The 16,014-nt window shown below is 43.9% G+C and carries 15 protein-coding genes; 11 read left to right on the top strand and 4 right to left on the bottom strand.

All coding sequences use genetic code 11. From position 1 onward, the window contains the following. Window positions 1-56: 56 nt before the first annotated feature. Window positions 57-812, bottom strand: a complete 756-nt coding sequence (locus QGN29_RS08040) for a hypothetical protein (RefSeq protein WP_310797337.1) — start codon at window positions 810-812, stop codon at window positions 57-59. A gap of 257 nt (window positions 813-1,069) precedes the next feature. Between QGN29_RS08040 and sdhC the strand changes: the two genes are divergently transcribed. From sdhC to QGN29_RS08065, 5 genes are all read left to right on the top strand, one after another. Beyond that, window positions 1,070-1,456 carry a succinate dehydrogenase, cytochrome b556 subunit gene (sdhC, locus tag QGN29_RS08045; protein ID WP_310797338.1) on the top strand — a complete coding sequence of 129 codons (387 nt, stop codon included), beginning with the start codon at window positions 1,070-1,072 and terminating at the stop codon, window positions 1,454-1,456. 9 nt (window positions 1,457-1,465) lie between these two features. Then, entirely contained in the window at window positions 1,466-1,849 is a 384-nt protein-coding gene (gene sdhD, locus QGN29_RS08050) for a succinate dehydrogenase, hydrophobic membrane anchor protein (protein WP_310797339.1), read from the top strand. A 4-nt stretch (window positions 1,850-1,853) separates the two neighbouring features. Beyond that, window positions 1,854-3,644, top strand: coding sequence for a succinate dehydrogenase flavoprotein subunit (sdhA, locus tag QGN29_RS08055; protein WP_310797340.1), 1,791 nt, complete (start codon window positions 1,854-1,856; stop codon window positions 3,642-3,644). 23 nt (window positions 3,645-3,667) lie between these two features. Beyond that, complete coding sequence (locus QGN29_RS08060) at window positions 3,668-4,447, top strand: succinate dehydrogenase iron-sulfur subunit (protein WP_310797341.1); 780 nt, start codon at window positions 3,668-3,670, stop codon at window positions 4,445-4,447. 174 nt (window positions 4,448-4,621) lie between these two features. After that, window positions 4,622-5,347 (top strand): hypothetical protein, encoded by a 726-nt coding sequence (locus QGN29_RS08065; protein ID WP_310797342.1) that lies wholly within the window; start codon window positions 4,622-4,624, stop codon window positions 5,345-5,347. On the opposite strand, the gene rsmD is transcribed toward QGN29_RS08065, so the two are convergent. Both rsmD and QGN29_RS08075 read right to left on the bottom strand, forming a co-directional pair. Continuing rightward, on the bottom strand, window positions 5,328-5,882 hold the full coding sequence (gene rsmD / locus QGN29_RS08070; protein ID WP_310797343.1) for a 16S rRNA (guanine(966)-N(2))-methyltransferase RsmD: 555 nt from the start codon (window positions 5,880-5,882) through the stop codon (window positions 5,328-5,330). The two genes, QGN29_RS08065 and rsmD, sit on opposite strands and share 20 nt — an antisense overlap. Next, entirely contained in the window at window positions 5,882-6,868 is a 987-nt protein-coding gene (locus QGN29_RS08075) for a pseudouridine synthase (protein ID WP_310797344.1), read from the bottom strand. The genes rsmD and QGN29_RS08075 overlap by 1 nt, the downstream gene beginning before the upstream one ends. 113 nt (window positions 6,869-6,981) lie before the next feature. Between QGN29_RS08075 and QGN29_RS08080 the strand changes: the two genes are divergently transcribed. From QGN29_RS08080 to QGN29_RS08105, 6 genes are all read left to right on the top strand, one after another. Next, entirely contained in the window at window positions 6,982-7,422 is a 441-nt protein-coding gene (locus tag QGN29_RS08080) for a nucleoside deaminase (RefSeq protein WP_310797345.1), read from the top strand. A gap of 27 nt (window positions 7,423-7,449) precedes the next feature. Beyond that, the gene (locus QGN29_RS08085; RefSeq protein WP_310797346.1) at window positions 7,450-8,727 is read left to right on the top strand and encodes a mechanosensitive ion channel family protein; all 1,278 of its coding nucleotides are present in this window, start codon (window positions 7,450-7,452) and stop codon (window positions 8,725-8,727) included. A gap of 75 nt (window positions 8,728-8,802) precedes the next feature. Then, the gene (locus tag QGN29_RS08090; protein WP_310797347.1) at window positions 8,803-9,216 is read left to right on the top strand and encodes a hypothetical protein; all 414 of its coding nucleotides are present in this window, start codon (window positions 8,803-8,805) and stop codon (window positions 9,214-9,216) included. Window positions 9,217-9,400: 184 nt separating this feature from the next. Continuing rightward, entirely contained in the window at window positions 9,401-10,630 is a 1,230-nt protein-coding gene (locus tag QGN29_RS08095) for a threonine synthase (protein WP_310797348.1), read from the top strand. A gap of 19 nt (window positions 10,631-10,649) precedes the next feature. Next, window positions 10,650-13,241, top strand: a complete 2,592-nt coding sequence (locus QGN29_RS08100) for a M14 family zinc carboxypeptidase (protein ID WP_310797349.1) — start codon at window positions 10,650-10,652, stop codon at window positions 13,239-13,241. A gap of 78 nt (window positions 13,242-13,319) precedes the next feature. Continuing rightward, entirely contained in the window at window positions 13,320-15,107 is a 1,788-nt protein-coding gene (locus QGN29_RS08105; RefSeq protein ID WP_310797350.1) for an ATP-binding protein, read from the top strand. A gap of 6 nt (window positions 15,108-15,113) precedes the next feature. On the opposite strand, the gene gcvA is transcribed toward QGN29_RS08105, so the two are convergent. Then, complete coding sequence (gene gcvA / locus QGN29_RS08110) at window positions 15,114-16,010, bottom strand: transcriptional regulator GcvA (protein ID WP_310797351.1); 897 nt, start codon at window positions 16,008-16,010, stop codon at window positions 15,114-15,116. Window positions 16,011-16,014 lie beyond the last annotated feature (4 nt).

Below are 16,014 nucleotides of genomic sequence, written 5' to 3' on the forward strand. Positions count from 1 at the left end.
ATAGAATAATATACCTATAAAGCGTAATATTAAAAGAAAGTTTCCGATGGGAAAGTCTATTTCTGCGCGGGATGGATGTATTTATTCTCAATGAGTTCATCCATAGCACCAGAGGTGATGAGAGCGTCTATTTCTTTTGAGAGAGCCACAACAGCCTCGCCTGCTTGCTTGTGACAAATTATCCGTTCGGCTCCTTGCCAAGCGGCTTCTCTAAAAGGCGAGAGCTTCAGAACAAGTTCATAAGCCTTGCCGTGCTCTAATATGTCAGGAAATGTGACAAGAGCGGCATCTAGGCTACCGTGATTAACCATGGATAACAGGCGAAAATAGTTTGGTATCCTAACGTGCTCAAAATGCTCTCTGGTCCATTGTCCTTCAGCCATGACGCCAATACTGCCAATCTTGGGAACAGATTTTGTCATGGCTTGTTGATCTGTAAAATAGAGGTAAGCAACAGCATTGTTAAAAGCGCTTGTCATTGTGAAGTTTTGAGGATCTAATCCTCGATCTGTTATAAAGTCCAGATCAACTGGAGCAATACAATCATATCCTTTTTCTAGAAAGATACGTTCTGCACGGCGTGTAGGCGCTACTGTCCAAGATGCAATCTTGTTCTTGCTTTGAAGGTAATTAAGAAAGCCAGAGTATGAGCCTGTCTTATTCTCATTCAATAAGGTTGGAATAGACAATACTATCAAGCTTGGCATCTCAGGTGCAGGCTCTTCGATGGCATCTAAGCCAGCATAGGCAAGCCCTGAAGGTAATGAGAAGAGGGTCACTAAGGCGATATACTGTCTGATTTTCAAAGCCATGATGCTGTCATGTTGTTATTAAAAGCAGAGTTTATCATTAAACTATGGAATTACAATTTATTAAATCGCTCATAATAAGAGGAGGACGATTTAGAAGCGGCAATGCTTTTTCTTGGTGAAAAACGCAATTAGCCCCTTGCCTAGAATGATCTAAGGGTCTAAAACACTTAGCATAAATCCCTCGAACCTCGAGGGGAGGCTAACAAGCGCTTTGGTTCCCAACACTCTGAAAAGCGCTCTTTTTTGAGGAATTGATAATGGCAAAAGTTGATCGCCCACTATCGCCCCACCTCCAAGTCTATAAATGGCGTGTCCATATGTTCACGTCTATCATGCACCGTGCTACTGGATCAGCTCTAGCAGTGGGTGCTCTCATTATGACCTGGTTTTTGGTGGCTTTGGCTGAAGGCTCTGCTGCCTTTGATACTTTCATGACGTGCATGTCGTCACCCCTTGGTAAACTTGTTTTGATTGGAATGACATTCGCGTTGATGCAGCATTTAGCATCTGGCATTCGCCACTTGATTATGGATACTGGCAAGCTCTATGAGCTTAAAGCCAACACATCCTCTGCCAATTTGACATATGTCTTTTCAATTCTGACCACAGCCTTGATTTGGTTGTTTGGTTATGGTTTGATTTAGGAGGTTGCGATGACAGATATGAAAGCACCACTTGCTAAAGTCCGCGGCCTTGGATCCGCAAAAAATGGGACGCATCATTGGTGGATGCACCGTGTAACTGCGCTGGCTAACATTCCCTTAGTGATTTTTGTTGTCATTTCCTTTATGGGAAATTTACATAAAGGATATGCTGATTGGGTTGCATGGTTGCAACAGCCTGTCGCTGCTGTGGTTATGGTTCTCTTCGTGGCAAACATTTGCTATCACATGCGTCTCGGTCTTCAGGTGTTGATCGAAGATTATGTGACAAATAAAACCAATAAAGTTGCCGCTATGATGGCTGTGTCTTTCGGTATAATACTGATGGCAGGCCTTGGCATTTTTTCAATTCTTAAAATTGCATTTGGAGGCTAATTCAATGTCAGCAAGCTATCCAATTACAGAACATACCTATGACGCCGTTGTTGTTGGTGCAGGGGGTTCTGGATTACGTGCGACTATGGGCTTAGCGGAGCAAGGCCTGAGAACTGCATGTATTACAAAAGTATTTCCAACTCGGTCCCATACTGTGGCTGCACAGGGCGGTATCGCTGCATCTCTTGGCAATATGCCAGGTGGTGATAAATGGGAATGGCATATGTTCGATACTGTCAAAGGGTCAGATTGGCTCGGTGATCAAGATGCTATTGAATATATGGTGAAGCAGGCACCTGAAGCCGTCTATGAGCTTGAGCATTACGGTGTTCCTTTCTCTCGAACAGAAGAAGGTAAGATTTACCAGCGTGCTTTCGGGGGGATGACAACTGATTTTGGCGAAGGCCCTGCAGCGCAGCGGACATGTGCTGCCTCAGATCGTACAGGTCATGCGATGCTTCACGCCATGTATCAGCAGTCTCTCAAATACGATAGCGATTTCTTCATTGAATATTTTGCTATTGATCTCATTATGGAAAACGGGGAATGCCGCGGTGTGATTGCCATGAATATGGAAGATGGATCGATTCACGCTTTCCGCAGTCATGCGACAGTTCTAGCAACAGGCGGTTACGGTCGTTCTTACTTTTCTGCGACCTCTGCTCATACCTGTACAGGTGATGGAGGCGGTATGGCCATGCGTGCTGGGATTGCTCTTCAGGACCTTGAATTTGTCCAGTTCCATCCAACTGGTATTTACGGCGCGGGTGTTCTGATTACTGAAGGGGCACGCGGTGAAGGCGGTATTTTACGTAACTCAGAAGGCGAGCGCTTTATGGAGCGCTATGCTCCATCGGCAAAAGATTTGGCCTCTCGCGACGTTGTGTCACGCTCGATGTCTAACGAAATTCGCGAAGGCCGGGGTGTTGGTACAGACGGCGATCATATTTTCTTGCACCTGGATCATCTTGATCCAGCAATTCTTGCGGATCGCCTGCCAGGCATTTCTGAATCAGCGAAAATTTTCGCAGGTGTTGACGTAACCAAAGAGCCAATACCAGTGATCCCTACAGTTCACTATAACATGGGCGGTATTCCAACGAACTATCACGGCGAAGTCATTAATCCGACATCTGACAATCCTGACAATACTGTCAATGGTCTGTTTGCCGTTGGTGAGGCAGCTTGTGTCTCTGTTCACGGTGCAAACCGTCTTGGGTCTAACTCTTTGATTGATCTTGTGGTCTTCGGCAGAGCTGTGGGTCTGCGTGTTCCTGAGCTTGTGAAAGCAGGGACTTCTCATAAAGCACTTCCAAAAGGCTATGAAGATATGGCCCTTGGACGGTTAGACGCTGCACGATATGCTGATGGTGCCATTTCTACAGCTGACCTTCGTTTAGAGATGCAACGGACAATGCAAACAAATTGTGCTGTATTCCGCACGGAAGAAGTTCTTTCTGAAGGCGTGAAGAAGATTGATGAGACTGCTGCTAAAATTGGTGACGTTAAAACATCGGATAGATCTCTTGTTTGGAATTCTGATCTCATTGAAACTCTAGAGCTTCAAAACCTTATGGGTCAAGCTGTGATGACGATGCACAGTGCTGCAAACCGTAAGGAATCTCGTGGGGCTCATATGCATGAGGATTACCCAGATCGGGATGACAAGGAATGGATGAAGCACACAGTGTCTTGGTTTGACGGCAAAGACGTTAAACTTGGATATCGCCCAGTTCATGAGTATACTCTCACTGAAGAGATTGAGTATATCAAACCTAAAGCTCGTGTATATTAAACCGGAATTGAAAGGATAATAAAATGGCTGAATTTTCGTTACCTAAAAATTCCAAAGTGAAAAAAGGTGCTGAGTTTAAAGCACCTGCTGGTGCGACAAATGTAAAGAAGTTCCATGTTTACAGATGGAATCCAGATGATGGGAAAAACCCACACATGGATACATACGAAGTCGATATGGACAGTTGTGGCCCTATGGTTCTAGACGCCTTGATCAAGATTAAGAATGAGATGGACAGTACACTTACTTTCCGCCGCTCTTGTCGTGAGGGTGTTTGTGGCTCCTGTGCGATGAATGTAGACGGTGAGAATGCACTTGCCTGTACAAAATCTATTGAAGAAGTGAAAGGCGATGTATCAATTACTCCGCTGCCCCACCAAGAAGTGATTAAAGACTTGGTGCCGGATCTCACAAATTTTTATGCTCAATATGCAAGCATTAAACCTTGGATGCAAACACAGTCAACGACCCCTACAAAAGAGAGACTTCAGTCTATTGAAGATCGTTCAAAGCTTGATGGTCTCTATGAGTGTATTCTGTGTGCCTGTTGTTCAACATCTTGCCCGTCTTACTGGTGGAATGGAGATAAATATTTAGGACCTGCTATTCTGCTGCAAGCCTATCGCTGGTTAATTGATAGCCGCGATGAAGCAACAGGGGATCGTCTAGACAATCTTGAAGACCCGTTCAGGTTATATCGATGTCATACGATTATGAATTGTTCTAACACATGTCCGAAAGGTCTTAACCCTGCGAAAGCCATTGCAGAAATTAAGAAGATGATGGTTGAACGCCAACATTAATCGGATACCGTATAAACCAAGAAAAAGGCTGGGATAATTCTCAGCCTTTTTCTTTTTACTGTGTTATGATTGTAGGGTTGTTTATGTGCAAATTGCATAAATATGAAGGGCGTGACAGAATTGATTATTTTTTACAAAGAATAAACTTATGCTATAGTCGTTACGGGGAAAGTAATGCGTGTAGTTATTTTATATTTAGTGGGTTTTTTCATTGTTGGTCTGGGGCCAGCCGTTGAAGGACGGGCAGCAGAACAGAAACCTGATGACCCCCAGGAGACAATACATGTTGCTGTAGGCTTGGCGACAGTTTATGCCCATGTGTTTGAAGAAATCCTGAGACAATCGAATGTACCTTTTGTCATGCAGAGGTATGATTATAAGCAAATTCGGAAAAACTTTATTGAGGGAAAGGTTGGCATGACTTGTTGCTCTCATCCGATTTGGCGTAACCGACCCGAAGAAGTTAAAATACAGCATTTCACCAAGCCTATTTTTTATGCCATCAATAGCTATGCCTATCATAAAGATATTGATCCAAGTGTCGCTACCTTTAGCAATGCTAATTTAACATTCGCTGCAATTATAGGGTGGACCTATACCGATGATATTAAAACAAAAAAGTGGAAATATTTTAAGTCAACAAAAGAGGCTACAGAATATGTTCATGATAACGAAAATGCTTTTACTGTCGTTAATAGGCAAGACTTTTTGAGGTTAGGCCTCGATCGAGAATTCGATGTGACGATCAGAGGAGTTTATGAGCGTAAAGCTATTCATATTCGGGTCCGAGATACTTATAAACACTATATTCCTCGGATGAATGAAGTCATCAAAAAGATGCGTAAAACCCTTCAGATTGAGAGGATTATTGCCTCTGAAATTAGGAAGCAACCTGAATAAAAAGAATTTTCTGTTTTCCTTGTTTTCTATCGTCGACAATAGAAAATCTATCATCGATCTCTGGCATTTCGCCACTGGCTACTTCCATAACGATGAGTGTCTTCTCTGAAATCCATCCTGATTCCTCTGCGGAATATAGTGCAGGGACAGCAAGGCCTTGATTATAAGGGGGGTCCATGAAAATCAAATCGTAGGGGGCTGTAGCTTTTGGCAAGCTTGTGGCGCTAGTCTTTAAGACCGACGTCACTTGATTAGCCTCTAGAAGTGAAATATTCTGGCTTAGATTTTCAGTATGCTTCCCGCTTTTTTCAACAAAAGTAACGAATGCTGCCCCCCTTGAGAGGGCTTCCAGACCCAGAGCGCCTGTGCCAGCAAAAAGGTCAGCAACACGAGCTTGATAGAGCTCAGGGTAGCGCGGATGCGCGAGCATAGAAAAAATTCGCTCCCGCATTCGGTCCGTGGTTGGTCTAACGCCTAAGCCTTCTGGAACGGCGAGTTTCCGTCCTTTGTATTTTCCGGATATTAACCGTAACATTACTCAGGTTTCTTTTTTTCAGTAGGTTTTGCTGTGCCGTGTCCTTTAAAATGACGGGCGCCGCGGCTTACAACATTTTCAGATTGCCGGCGTTGTTCAGCTTTGAATTTATTACGCCTTTTTTGGCCTGGCTTCACTTTGTTTTTCGGTTTTGCCTTTGCCCATTTGCTGGTGTCACGGTCTTTTTTGACCGGAGCAGCAACGGATCCCTTTTGTTGGTTGTAGAATTCAGGCAATAAATCGCGTAATTGTTTGTCAGTTACTTGAAGGCTGGCTTCCTTAGGAAGGGTGCTGAGTGTGAAAGGACCATATGATACACGAATAAGACGGTTCACTTCTAAGCCTAGGTGGTCCATAATTTTACGAACTTCGCGGTTTTTCCCTTCCGAGATTGTGATTTTTATCCATTTGTTTGAGCCTGACTTTTTACCGTCTTCGCCTGCGACACGCTCTTCCATAACCGCATGGATTGCCCCATAATGAATGCCGTCAATGGTGACGCCATTCTTCAATGCTTCTAACTTTTTGAGATCAACCCAACCATAAACTCTTACACGATATGTGCGTTCCATTTGATTATCAGGAAGTTCTAAATAACGGGCTAATTCACCATCGTTTGTTAGGAGCAAAAGGCCTTCAGTATTTAAATCCAAACGGCCTACAGAGATGACGCGCCCCATATGCGAGGGTAAATTATCAAATACTGTTGCTCTGCCTTCCGGGTCATAATAAGTACAGAGCGTCCCAACGCGTTTATGAAAACGCCAAAGTTTTGTTTCTGCTGGCGGAAGGACGGGCTTGTCGTCAACTTCTATGCCGTTGAGGCTATCAACAAGTGTTGCGGGGGTATCTAGAATTTTCCCGTGAAGTTTGACACGGCCATCTTCTATGAGCCTCTCTACGGCACGCCGTGAGGCTATGCCGGCACGGGCAAGCACTTTAGCGATGCGTTCTTGAGGCATTTCGTTTTTTTCAGACTCGGTCATAACAGTATCCTTTGGCGGCGCACCATAGTCCTATTCATCTCTTTTCGCAACAGAAGCTTGACGAGGCCCTTTAAATTCGCGACTGTGACAGAATGATACAGGATTTTCCATATATGGAACAGGCGCTTGAGCAAGCGCGCTTGGCAGAGCAAAGGGGCGAAGTGCCGATTGGTGCTGTTTTGGTTTCATCGACGGGTGACCTTCTTGCAGCAGATGGCAATAGAATAGTTGAACTGAAAGATCCTACGGCGCATGCAGAAATGAATGTCATTCGAAGTGCGAGTAAAATTCTTCAAAATGAACGCCTTGATGGCTGTGATCTCTACATTACTCTAGAACCTTGTGCCATGTGCGCTCAGGCCATCAGCCTTGCCCGCATAAGGCGGGTCTATTTTGCAGCAGATGATCCTAAAGGAGGCGGTGTTCATTACGGATCGCGAGTATTTAGTCATCCTACATGCCACCACAAACCAGAGGTCTATGATGGGATCAAAGCAGATGAAGCGCAGGCCCTTTTAAAAGACTTTTTTGCAAAGAAGAGAAAAGCAGAGTAAGCTCCCTAAAGGGAATAGGAGACAGTCGTGGAAGCAAAGTTCCTAGAAATATGGACACAGCTGCAATCATGGGTCAGTGATTATATTACGGGCTGGCATGCATTGATTGAAATTTCTGTCGTTATTCTTTCCTTATTACTGGGTCAGTTTGTCGCGAAATGGTTGAGATCAAAGATCAACCTTTTGGTTGAAGAATCAGATCGGCTTGCAAAAATAGAGCGCACTCTTGCTGTTCCAATCTTACAATCAGCTTTTGCTTTGATTTTGGTATGGACCGGCTATATCGGCCTAAAAACATACTATGAAAAATTAATCATCCTCGACATCACCACAAGCCTGCTGACAGCCTGGTTTGTGATCCGTCTGGTAGCAGGAGTAATTGCGAACCGCGAAATTGCTCGGATGGTCGCCCCCATAATTTGGATTGGTGCTGCGCTGAATATTCTAGGTCTTTTAGATCCTCTTCTTGAAGTACTGGAAGGGGCTAAAATTCCGCTCGGAGAAAGCAGCATTTCTGCTCTTGATGTGATTAGCGGTGTTTTCTCTCTTGCTTTATTTATGTGGGGCGCTCTTTTTGTTGCAAGCTTGCTTGAAAAGCGTTTGCGGTCCATGGCTTCTGTCCCGGCCTCTGCACGGGTTCTGATCACCAAAACCAGTCGCATTATCCTGATAATCATTGCTTTTCTTCTTGCTTTAAACGCGACAGGAATAGATCTTACTGCTCTGGCTGTTTTCGGTGGTGCCCTGGGTGTGGGCATCGGTTTTGGTCTTCAAAAAGTTGTCGGTAATTTTATTTCCGGACTTATTCTATTGATGGATCGCTCTATTAAGCCCGGGGATGTTGTTGAAACTGGGGGTACCTACGGTATAATTAGTAAACTCGCAGCACGCTATACGTCGGTCGTAACAAGAGATGGTACTGAATATCTCATCCCCAATGAGGATATGATCACACAGCCTGTCATTAATTGGTCGCATACAGATACATATGTTCGGCGGAAAATATCTGTCTTGATTGCCTATGAAGATGATCCACGGCAAGCCATGGACTTAATGATCGCCGCTGCTCTTGAAGATCCACGAGTTGTGAGGATAGAAAGTAAGAAGCCGCAATGCCGGCTCATGGATTTTGCTGATTCAGGGATACAAATTCAGTTGCGGTTTTGGATTACTGATGCCGAAAGCGGCGTTAATAATGTTGCCTCGAATGTCCGTCTAGCAATATGGGATAAATTTAAAGAGGCCGGGATTCATTTCCCTTATCCTCATCACGTCATAAAAATGGAAAAAGAAAGTAGTGAGTAATAACTTAAGGGTAGTTAGTAACAGGAGTTTCAATAGTCATTTCGCATTCACAATGGGAGGGAAAATACCATGAATATGAAAAAATACGCACTAGATGTTATCATCGCTTACATCGTTTTCTTCGCACTCTGGTCAGGCTATGGCATGGTTTTTATGGATAAGTTTGAGCCAATGATGGCCGTCATGCACCCGATGGGGCATATGAATCAAAATGTTGTCATCGTACTTCATCTCATCCAAACCTTAGCTATGCTTTGGATTTGGCATAATGGTGTGGGTTCGAACGATGTTAAAAAAGGAGTAATGTTCGGCGTCGTCTACGGCATTCTTATCGGCGCAACTGATATGATCTGGTTCTATGGATTGATTGAGTTACCTCAAGATCCTAAAACTGTTCAATTTGTAGGGCATGTCGTTATTTCAGCTGTAGTTGGGGCTGTCTTAGCTAAGCTCTACCAATCGCCTGATAAAGCAATTGACGATCTCTAAAAATATTTTTAACGAAAAGTAGAGGGGCTTTGGCCCCTTTTTTTATTCTTATTCAATGATTTTGTTTAGAATTTTTTTGATGGCATCGCCCTAGAGCTCTCTTCCAAATCTATAATAAATCTTCACTTTTCATTTTATTCGACTGCCATATATTAAAGATAGAAAAAAATTGAGAGAGGGCTTTATGGAAAAGTTTAAAAATTATGTGACGCACCTTGAATGCGGGTTAACAGGCCAGGCCGATTATTTGCCGGGTGAGATCCATGGCTTATCTCAAGCTGGGCGCCCATTATTGGTGCGATATGCCCTAAAAGCCATGAAGCATGAATTAAATAAGAATGATATCTGGGCACGGCCTGGTGGTTTTTGGAAGTGGCGTGAACTTTTACCGCTGATGAATACTGAAAACCTCTGTGCCTTAGGGGAGACGGACACCCCCTTGCAGCCTTGTCCTCGCCTTCAAAAAGATTTGAATGTAACCGGCGAGATTTTGATGAAAGATGAGGGGCGTTTACCAACGGGAAGCTTCAAAGCCAGAGGCTTGGGTGTTGCTGTAGCGATGGCGAAAGAGCTAGGTCTAAAGCGGTTAGCAATGCCAACAAATGGGAATGCAGGAGCAGCCTTAGCAGCCTATGCCACAAAAGCAGGACTTGAAAGTTACATTTTTGCCCCAGACGATACACCCGATATCAATATCCGTGAGATAAGTCTTCAAGGGGGTAAGGTCTGGAGAGTTAACGGGTTGATTAATGATTGTGGGAAGATTGTTTTTGATGGCAAGGAGAAAATGGGTTGGTTTGATCTTTCTACATTGAAGGAACCCTACAGAATTGAAGGTAAAAAGACCATGGGCCTAGAGCTTGCAGCACAACTGGGATGGTCAGTTCCTGACGCTATTTTTTACCCAACAGGGGGCGGTACAGGATTAATCGGTATGTGGAAGGCGTTTGATGAACTTGAAAAGTTAGGATGGATCGGATCAAAGCGGCCAAAAATGTTTGCAGTGCAGGCCACAGGGTGTGCGCCGATCGTAAAAGCATTTAATGACGGTACAAAGCATGCTGATTTATGGGAAGACGCGCATACCTATGCTGCGGGCATTCGTGTGCCTGTGGCAGTGGGTGATCACTTAATTTTAGAGGCTGTGCGAGAAAGCAAAGGGGCGGCTCTTGCAGTCTCTGATGAAGACATAGAAATAGCGCGACAACAAATCGGTCAGAGAGAAGGATTCTTAGTGTGTCCTGAAGGCGCAGCGACATTTGCTGCTTACAAAAGAGCTTTAAAAGACGGCAGGATCGATGGCGCTGATCAGGTTGTTCTGTTCAACTGTGGGAATGGATTGAAATATCCGATGGAAGAGCAAGCAGGAGTTCTTGATAGAAGACACCCAATTGACTATGATGCGCTTAAATAATGATGTGGAGGAATTTTTAATGAAAAAATATATAAGTGGTGCGCTTACGGCCTTACTAATGACAACAGCAGTACAAGCTGAAAAATTAGAGTATTTTCTAGAAAATGGGGTGACTTATGATCAATCCGTATTGAAGCCCGATGGATTTCTAGGGCATGGAATTGGGGAGCTTCCAACACGCCATGACGTTTTCGTTGATTACATTCGACGTGTAGCAGAGGCTAGTCCTCGTATGACAATTGAGACCATTGGATATAGTCATGAAAGGCGCCCAATTGTCACGCTCATAATAACAAGCCCAGAAAATCATAAACGTCTTGAAGAGATAAGAGCAAACCATTTACTCCGATCAAACCCTGAAACCGCTAAGCAAGCCAAAGATGACATGCCTGTCGTGACATGGCTAAACTATGGGGTCCACGGTGCCGAAGCCTCAGGAATGGAGGCTGCTTTGCCTTCGGTCTATCACCTTGCTGCCGCACAAGATGAAAAAACTAAGAAATCTTTAGAAGATAGCGTGATTGTCTTAACAGCTGTTTTCAATCCAGACGGTCATAGTCGACGTGCTGGATGGGTGCTTCAATATTCTTCGAAGAAAGTTAACACCAACGGGGCGCACGAAATTCACAATCATGCGTGGCCTGGCGGGCGAACAAACCATTACCTTTTCGATTTGAATAGACAGTGGTTACTTCAGACACAGCCTGAAAGTGTTGCATGGCTTAAACAATGGCATAAATGGAAGCCACAGGTGTCAAGCGATTTTCATGAGATGGGCCGTCAATCGACCTATTATTTCCACCCTGGAGTGCCTACTCGAAAATTCCCTCTCGTGCCTGATGAAGCTCGAGAAATAGCTTATGAAATAGCCGGATATCATGCACAAAAATTAGATGGGCATAAGGAATTATATTTCACCGAAGAAGGGTTTGATAATTTTTACGTAGGGAAAGGCTCTACATATCCTCAAGTGAATGGAGGGATTGGCTTTCTTTTCGAAGCAGGGGCGCAGATGGGCTTAGCCGTTGAAAGCCGCCAAGGTGTAAAGACTTATGCGCGGAATATACGGACTCAGTTTAGAACAACACTCTCGACTATTCATACTGCGGCTATGATGAAAGATAAACTGCATGACTATCAGGAGAATTTCTACCTTAATGCAGATCAAGAAGCGGCGAAAGATCCTATAAAGGGATATGTCTTCAAAGCTCCGAAAGATCCTGCTCGGATGGATATGTTCCTAACACTTCTAAAACGTCATAAGATAATGGCTTACTCTGTTCAGAAAAACGTCAAGGCTGAGGGCAAAATCTATGAGGCTGGTCACTCTTATATTGTACCTCTGCGCCAAAGCCAATATCGCATGATCAAATCCATGTTCGGCAAATTTACGAATTTCCCTGATAATGTGTTTTATGATGTATCTGGCTGGACAATGCCTCTTGCCTACGGATTAGAATTTGCAGAGGTTAAGAGTAGTCTAAGGTCTGTCATCGGCGAGCATGCTGAAAAAGCAAGTCAGAATGCTGCAGTGCCTGAAGTCGCGCCTTATGCTTATGTGTTCAGATGGTCAGATTATTATGCTCCGCGTGCGCTTAATAGAATTTTAGAAAAAGGCATCATGGCACGTGTGGCGAAAAATCCAATCCGTGTGAAAACAACAAAAGGTGTTGTCTCATTTGATCGCGGTGCGATTATCGTCTCAATGGATCGTCAGACCGTTTCAGATGCTGACATTCATGCCGCGATGGTTGAAGTTGCAGCGGAAGATAATTTAACAGTTCATTCGGCTACAAGTGGTCGTACACTTGATGCTGGTACAGATCTTGGGGGTCGAGACACTGTTTCTGATCTCTCTTTGCCAAAACCACTTCTTATTGTCGGGTCGGGAGTATCCGTTTATGATGCTGGTGAGGTTTGGCATCAGTTGGATCATCGTATGAAGATGAATGTTACCTTGGTGCGTCGTGATAATCTGCGCCGCGTGGATTGGCATGACTTCACTCATGTTATCCTTGTTGGTGGTCGTGGGACCAGCTCGCCTTTCACAAAACCTCAGGAAGCAGCTCTGAAAGATTGGATCCGCCAAGGCGGGACTGTTATTGCGCAGCGCGGCCATGCCCAGTGGGCAGCAAAAGAATTGCTTGGTCTTAAGCATAAAAAGTCCACAGAAAAGAAGGAAAATCGCCGACTAGCATATAGCGTTAAGGGGCAAGAAGATGCTAAACATGTTGTTGGAGGCGCTATTTTTAAAAGCGCTATAGATACAAGTCATCCTCTTGGATTTGGGCACGGTAACGGTGAAGTAAATTCGCACAGAAATACGGCTTATACACTGCCAGTACCGACGGATGCCTATGCGAAGGTCGCCGTTTATGCAAAAGCACCGTTGCAGTCAGGCTATACATCTGAAAAGCGTCTTAAGGAAATCGCCGGAACACCCATGATTGTTGCCCAACGTATGGGTGGTGGGTCTGTGATTTTATTTGCTGATAACCCAAACTTTAGAGCAACTTTCATTGGAACGAATAAGCTCTTTATGAATGCGCTATTCTTCTCGAAAGCTTTTGCAGCCGAAGGCCGCAGAGGTGAAGAAGGTCATAGCCATTAAAATTTTAATCAAATCTTGATTAATCCCCCTCTATCTCTCTACAATTGGTAGAGAGATAGAGTTTAGAGTGGATGTGTAATGCAGTATGATCATGATGACCAATTCCTAGAACAGCAAGTTTCCATTGAACTTGTGATGCTGCTTTTTAAAAATATGGGCAGAGCACTTTTCATCAATGGTGTTTTAGTCATTGTATGCTCCTTTTATTTTATTTCAGAGGGCTATGGCCCAATCGTTGTTGGTTGGGCGCTAGCAATGGCTGCAATTATCACTTTCAGGCTCATGACACGGATGATGTATCTGAACAGAGATGAGGATAATGATCTCTCGCGATGGGCTAAGCTTTATACGATTGGCACAGCCTTAATCGGTATTTATTGGGGGATCTCAATCTTTCTCTTTGGGAATGCCAACAATGATGTTCATACACTTTTAATTACAATCGTGATTGTCAGCGTCATCTCTGGTGGGTCTACGCTGGCAAGCTATTATAAGCCCTCTGCCAACATAATGTTGACTTTAGCTCTGCTCCCTGTTGCGGCCTATTTTTTGGTTATTCGCGATAGTCTTGGGGATACAATCATCGGCGTTTTTGCTCTTTTCTATCTAGTCATGATGCTATCCTTTGTAAAAACATTTAATGAATGGTTTGTCACATCTGCTATGCAGCGCTTGCGGAATGAAGCGCAGGCTGAAGCACTAGAACAAGCCATGGAGAAGGCCAAAAGAGCTCAGCAAACGCAATCTGATTTTCTTGCAAATGTAAGTCATGAAATTAGAACGCCGATGACAGGACTTTTGGGCACGCTTCAATTTATCAAAGATAAGCCGCATCACGCAAAAAATGAAGATTATGCTGACATTGCATATAAATCTGCAAAAACATTGCTTGAGTTAATGAATGATATTTTAGATATGTCAAAATTAAACTCGGGCAAATTTACCCTCACTCCAAGACAAGAGAGCCTTGCTTCGATAATTGATCAGCCAGTACAATTGCTCAAGTCTGTTGCAGAAGAAAAGCAAATTGATCTTATCTATGAAGGAAAAGTTGATCCTAATATTAGAGTGATGGTGGACGGTGGACGGGTACGGCAAATTTTGATGAATCTTATAGGCAATGCTATTAAATTCACTCAATTTGGCAGTGTGACAATCAAAACCGAAACAAAAATCACACAGGAAACGGTTCTTTTGACAGTCAATGTGATTGATACAGGTCTTGGCATTTCTAAAGCAGCGCAGGAAACATTATTCGATCGATTTACGCAAGTCGATAATAGTCAGTCGCGACGTCATGCTGGCACTGGCCTAGGGCTGACCATCTGTAGAGAGCTTGTCGAAATGATGCATGGGGATATCTATGTGATTTCGAAAGAGGGAGAAGGCAGTGATTTTTGCGTCTCCTTGAAAATGGATAGGGAAGAATTTGTTGAGAAAGCTGAACAGGATAGCAAAGATACAGTGCTTGAGGGTGTAGGCGCACATTCTTTAAATCTTCTTGTGGTGGATGACAATCCTATCAATGGGATGATTATTTCTAAAATGCTTACCGATACAGGGTGGAATCAAAAACATGTGGATAGTGGCTATTTAGCAATTGATGAAATGACAGAATTTTCAGAAAAATACGATGCGATTTTGATGGATATTCAAATGCCTCATATGGACGGCAAAGAAACCACAGCTCATATTCGGCAATTAAATTCACATAGCGCATCAATTCCAGTCATCGCTGTCACGGCTAATAGCTTTAATGACTTAGAGGGTGAGTTAGAGACAATGGATATGCAGGGATATGTGTCTAAGCCCATTGACCAGAAATTACTGATACAAGAAATTCAAGCCGCGTTATTGAAAGCCTAAGTCTCTTTAGCTTCTCTTCACTTCTATTCTGAGCCAGTCGATAAATTTTTGCACTTGAGGGCGCTGAAGATGTGTCTCTGGGCAGACGATATAGTGGGCAAAATTCACAGGCGTATCATGGGATAGAGGTCTAACTAAGCGTCCGGCTTTTATATCTTCTTCTGCTATGGCTGACCGTGCTAAAGCCACACCGCGGCCAGACATCGCGGCATCAACGGCCATGAAATTAGTATTTAAATGCAAGGCAGAGTGACCACTGTGGCCCTCTATGCCCGTTGCTTTTAGCCACATGGCCCAGCTAGGAGCACTAAAGTCTTCATTGAAGCTATCATCGTGGATTAGCGTGAACTTCATAAGATCTTCGGGGCTTTTTATCTGGTCTGCAATTTCTGGGCTACAGACAGGGAAGATTGTTTCCTTAAGAATTTCTTCTTCATAGAGACCCTCATAATTGCCGGCACCATATCGAATGGCTAAATCAACATCCTCTGATCTAAAGTCAGTTAAAGAGAGCGAGGCATCAATTCTAACAATAGAATCAGGATGCGTTTCATAGTAACTTGCCAATCGAGGGACAAGCCATTTTGAGGCAAAAGAGTGCGAGACAGAGATTTTAAGTTCGTTTGTCTCCTGGGCAGCTTGAATGGTTTCAACAGCCTGTTCAATTTTGGAAAAGGCTTCCTGAAGGGCAGGCAAAGCAAGCTGGGCTTGTTCTGTTAAAAGCAAAGCTCTGCTCGTTCTTTTGAACAGTTCAACACCTAACACTTCTTCGAGGGAACGAATTTGTTGACTGATTGCGGCTGGTGTCACAGAGAGCTCATTTGCAGCCTCTTTGAATGACAAATTTCTTGCCGCAGCGTCAAAAGCACGCAGGGCATTTAATGGGAGCAGTGACCGTTTCATAACT

Source organism: Temperatibacter marinus (assembly GCF_031598375.1).
Classification (GTDB): domain Bacteria; phylum Pseudomonadota; class Alphaproteobacteria; order Sphingomonadales; family Kordiimonadaceae; genus Temperatibacter; species Temperatibacter marinus.

What these genes read in the sequence shown, in the direction of transcription:
- QGN29_RS08105 (WP_310797350.1), top strand. Translation starts at nt 13,320, where the DNA reads ATGCAGTATGATCATGATGACCAATTCCTAGAACAGCAAGTTTCCATT.
- QGN29_RS08095 (WP_310797348.1), top strand. Translation starts at nt 9,401, where the DNA reads ATGGAAAAGTTTAAAAATTATGTGACGCACCTTGAATGCGGGTTAACA.
- QGN29_RS08065 (WP_310797342.1), top strand. Translation starts at nt 4,622, where the DNA reads ATGCGTGTAGTTATTTTATATTTAGTGGGTTTTTTCATTGTTGGTCTG.
- rsmD (WP_310797343.1), bottom strand. Translation starts at nt 5,882, where the DNA reads ATGTTACGGTTAATATCCGGAAAATACAAAGGACGGAAACTCGCCGTT.
- gcvA (WP_310797351.1), bottom strand. Translation starts at nt 16,010, where the DNA reads ATGAAACGGTCACTGCTCCCATTAAATGCCCTGCGTGCTTTTGACGCT.
- sdhD (WP_310797339.1), top strand. Translation starts at nt 1,466, where the DNA reads ATGACAGATATGAAAGCACCACTTGCTAAAGTCCGCGGCCTTGGATCC.
- sdhC (WP_310797338.1), top strand. Translation starts at nt 1,070, where the DNA reads ATGGCAAAAGTTGATCGCCCACTATCGCCCCACCTCCAAGTCTATAAA.
- QGN29_RS08075 (WP_310797344.1), bottom strand. Translation starts at nt 6,868, where the DNA reads ATGACCGAGTCTGAAAAAAACGAAATGCCTCAAGAACGCATCGCTAAA.
- sdhA (WP_310797340.1), top strand. Translation starts at nt 1,854, where the DNA reads ATGTCAGCAAGCTATCCAATTACAGAACATACCTATGACGCCGTTGTT.
- QGN29_RS08080 (WP_310797345.1), top strand. Translation starts at nt 6,982, where the DNA reads ATGGAACAGGCGCTTGAGCAAGCGCGCTTGGCAGAGCAAAGGGGCGAA.
- QGN29_RS08100 (WP_310797349.1), top strand. Translation starts at nt 10,650, where the DNA reads ATGAAAAAATATATAAGTGGTGCGCTTACGGCCTTACTAATGACAACA.
- QGN29_RS08090 (WP_310797347.1), top strand. Translation starts at nt 8,803, where the DNA reads ATGAAAAAATACGCACTAGATGTTATCATCGCTTACATCGTTTTCTTC.
- QGN29_RS08040 (WP_310797337.1), bottom strand. Translation starts at nt 812, where the DNA reads ATGGCTTTGAAAATCAGACAGTATATCGCCTTAGTGACCCTCTTCTCA.
- QGN29_RS08060 (WP_310797341.1), top strand. Translation starts at nt 3,668, where the DNA reads ATGGCTGAATTTTCGTTACCTAAAAATTCCAAAGTGAAAAAAGGTGCT.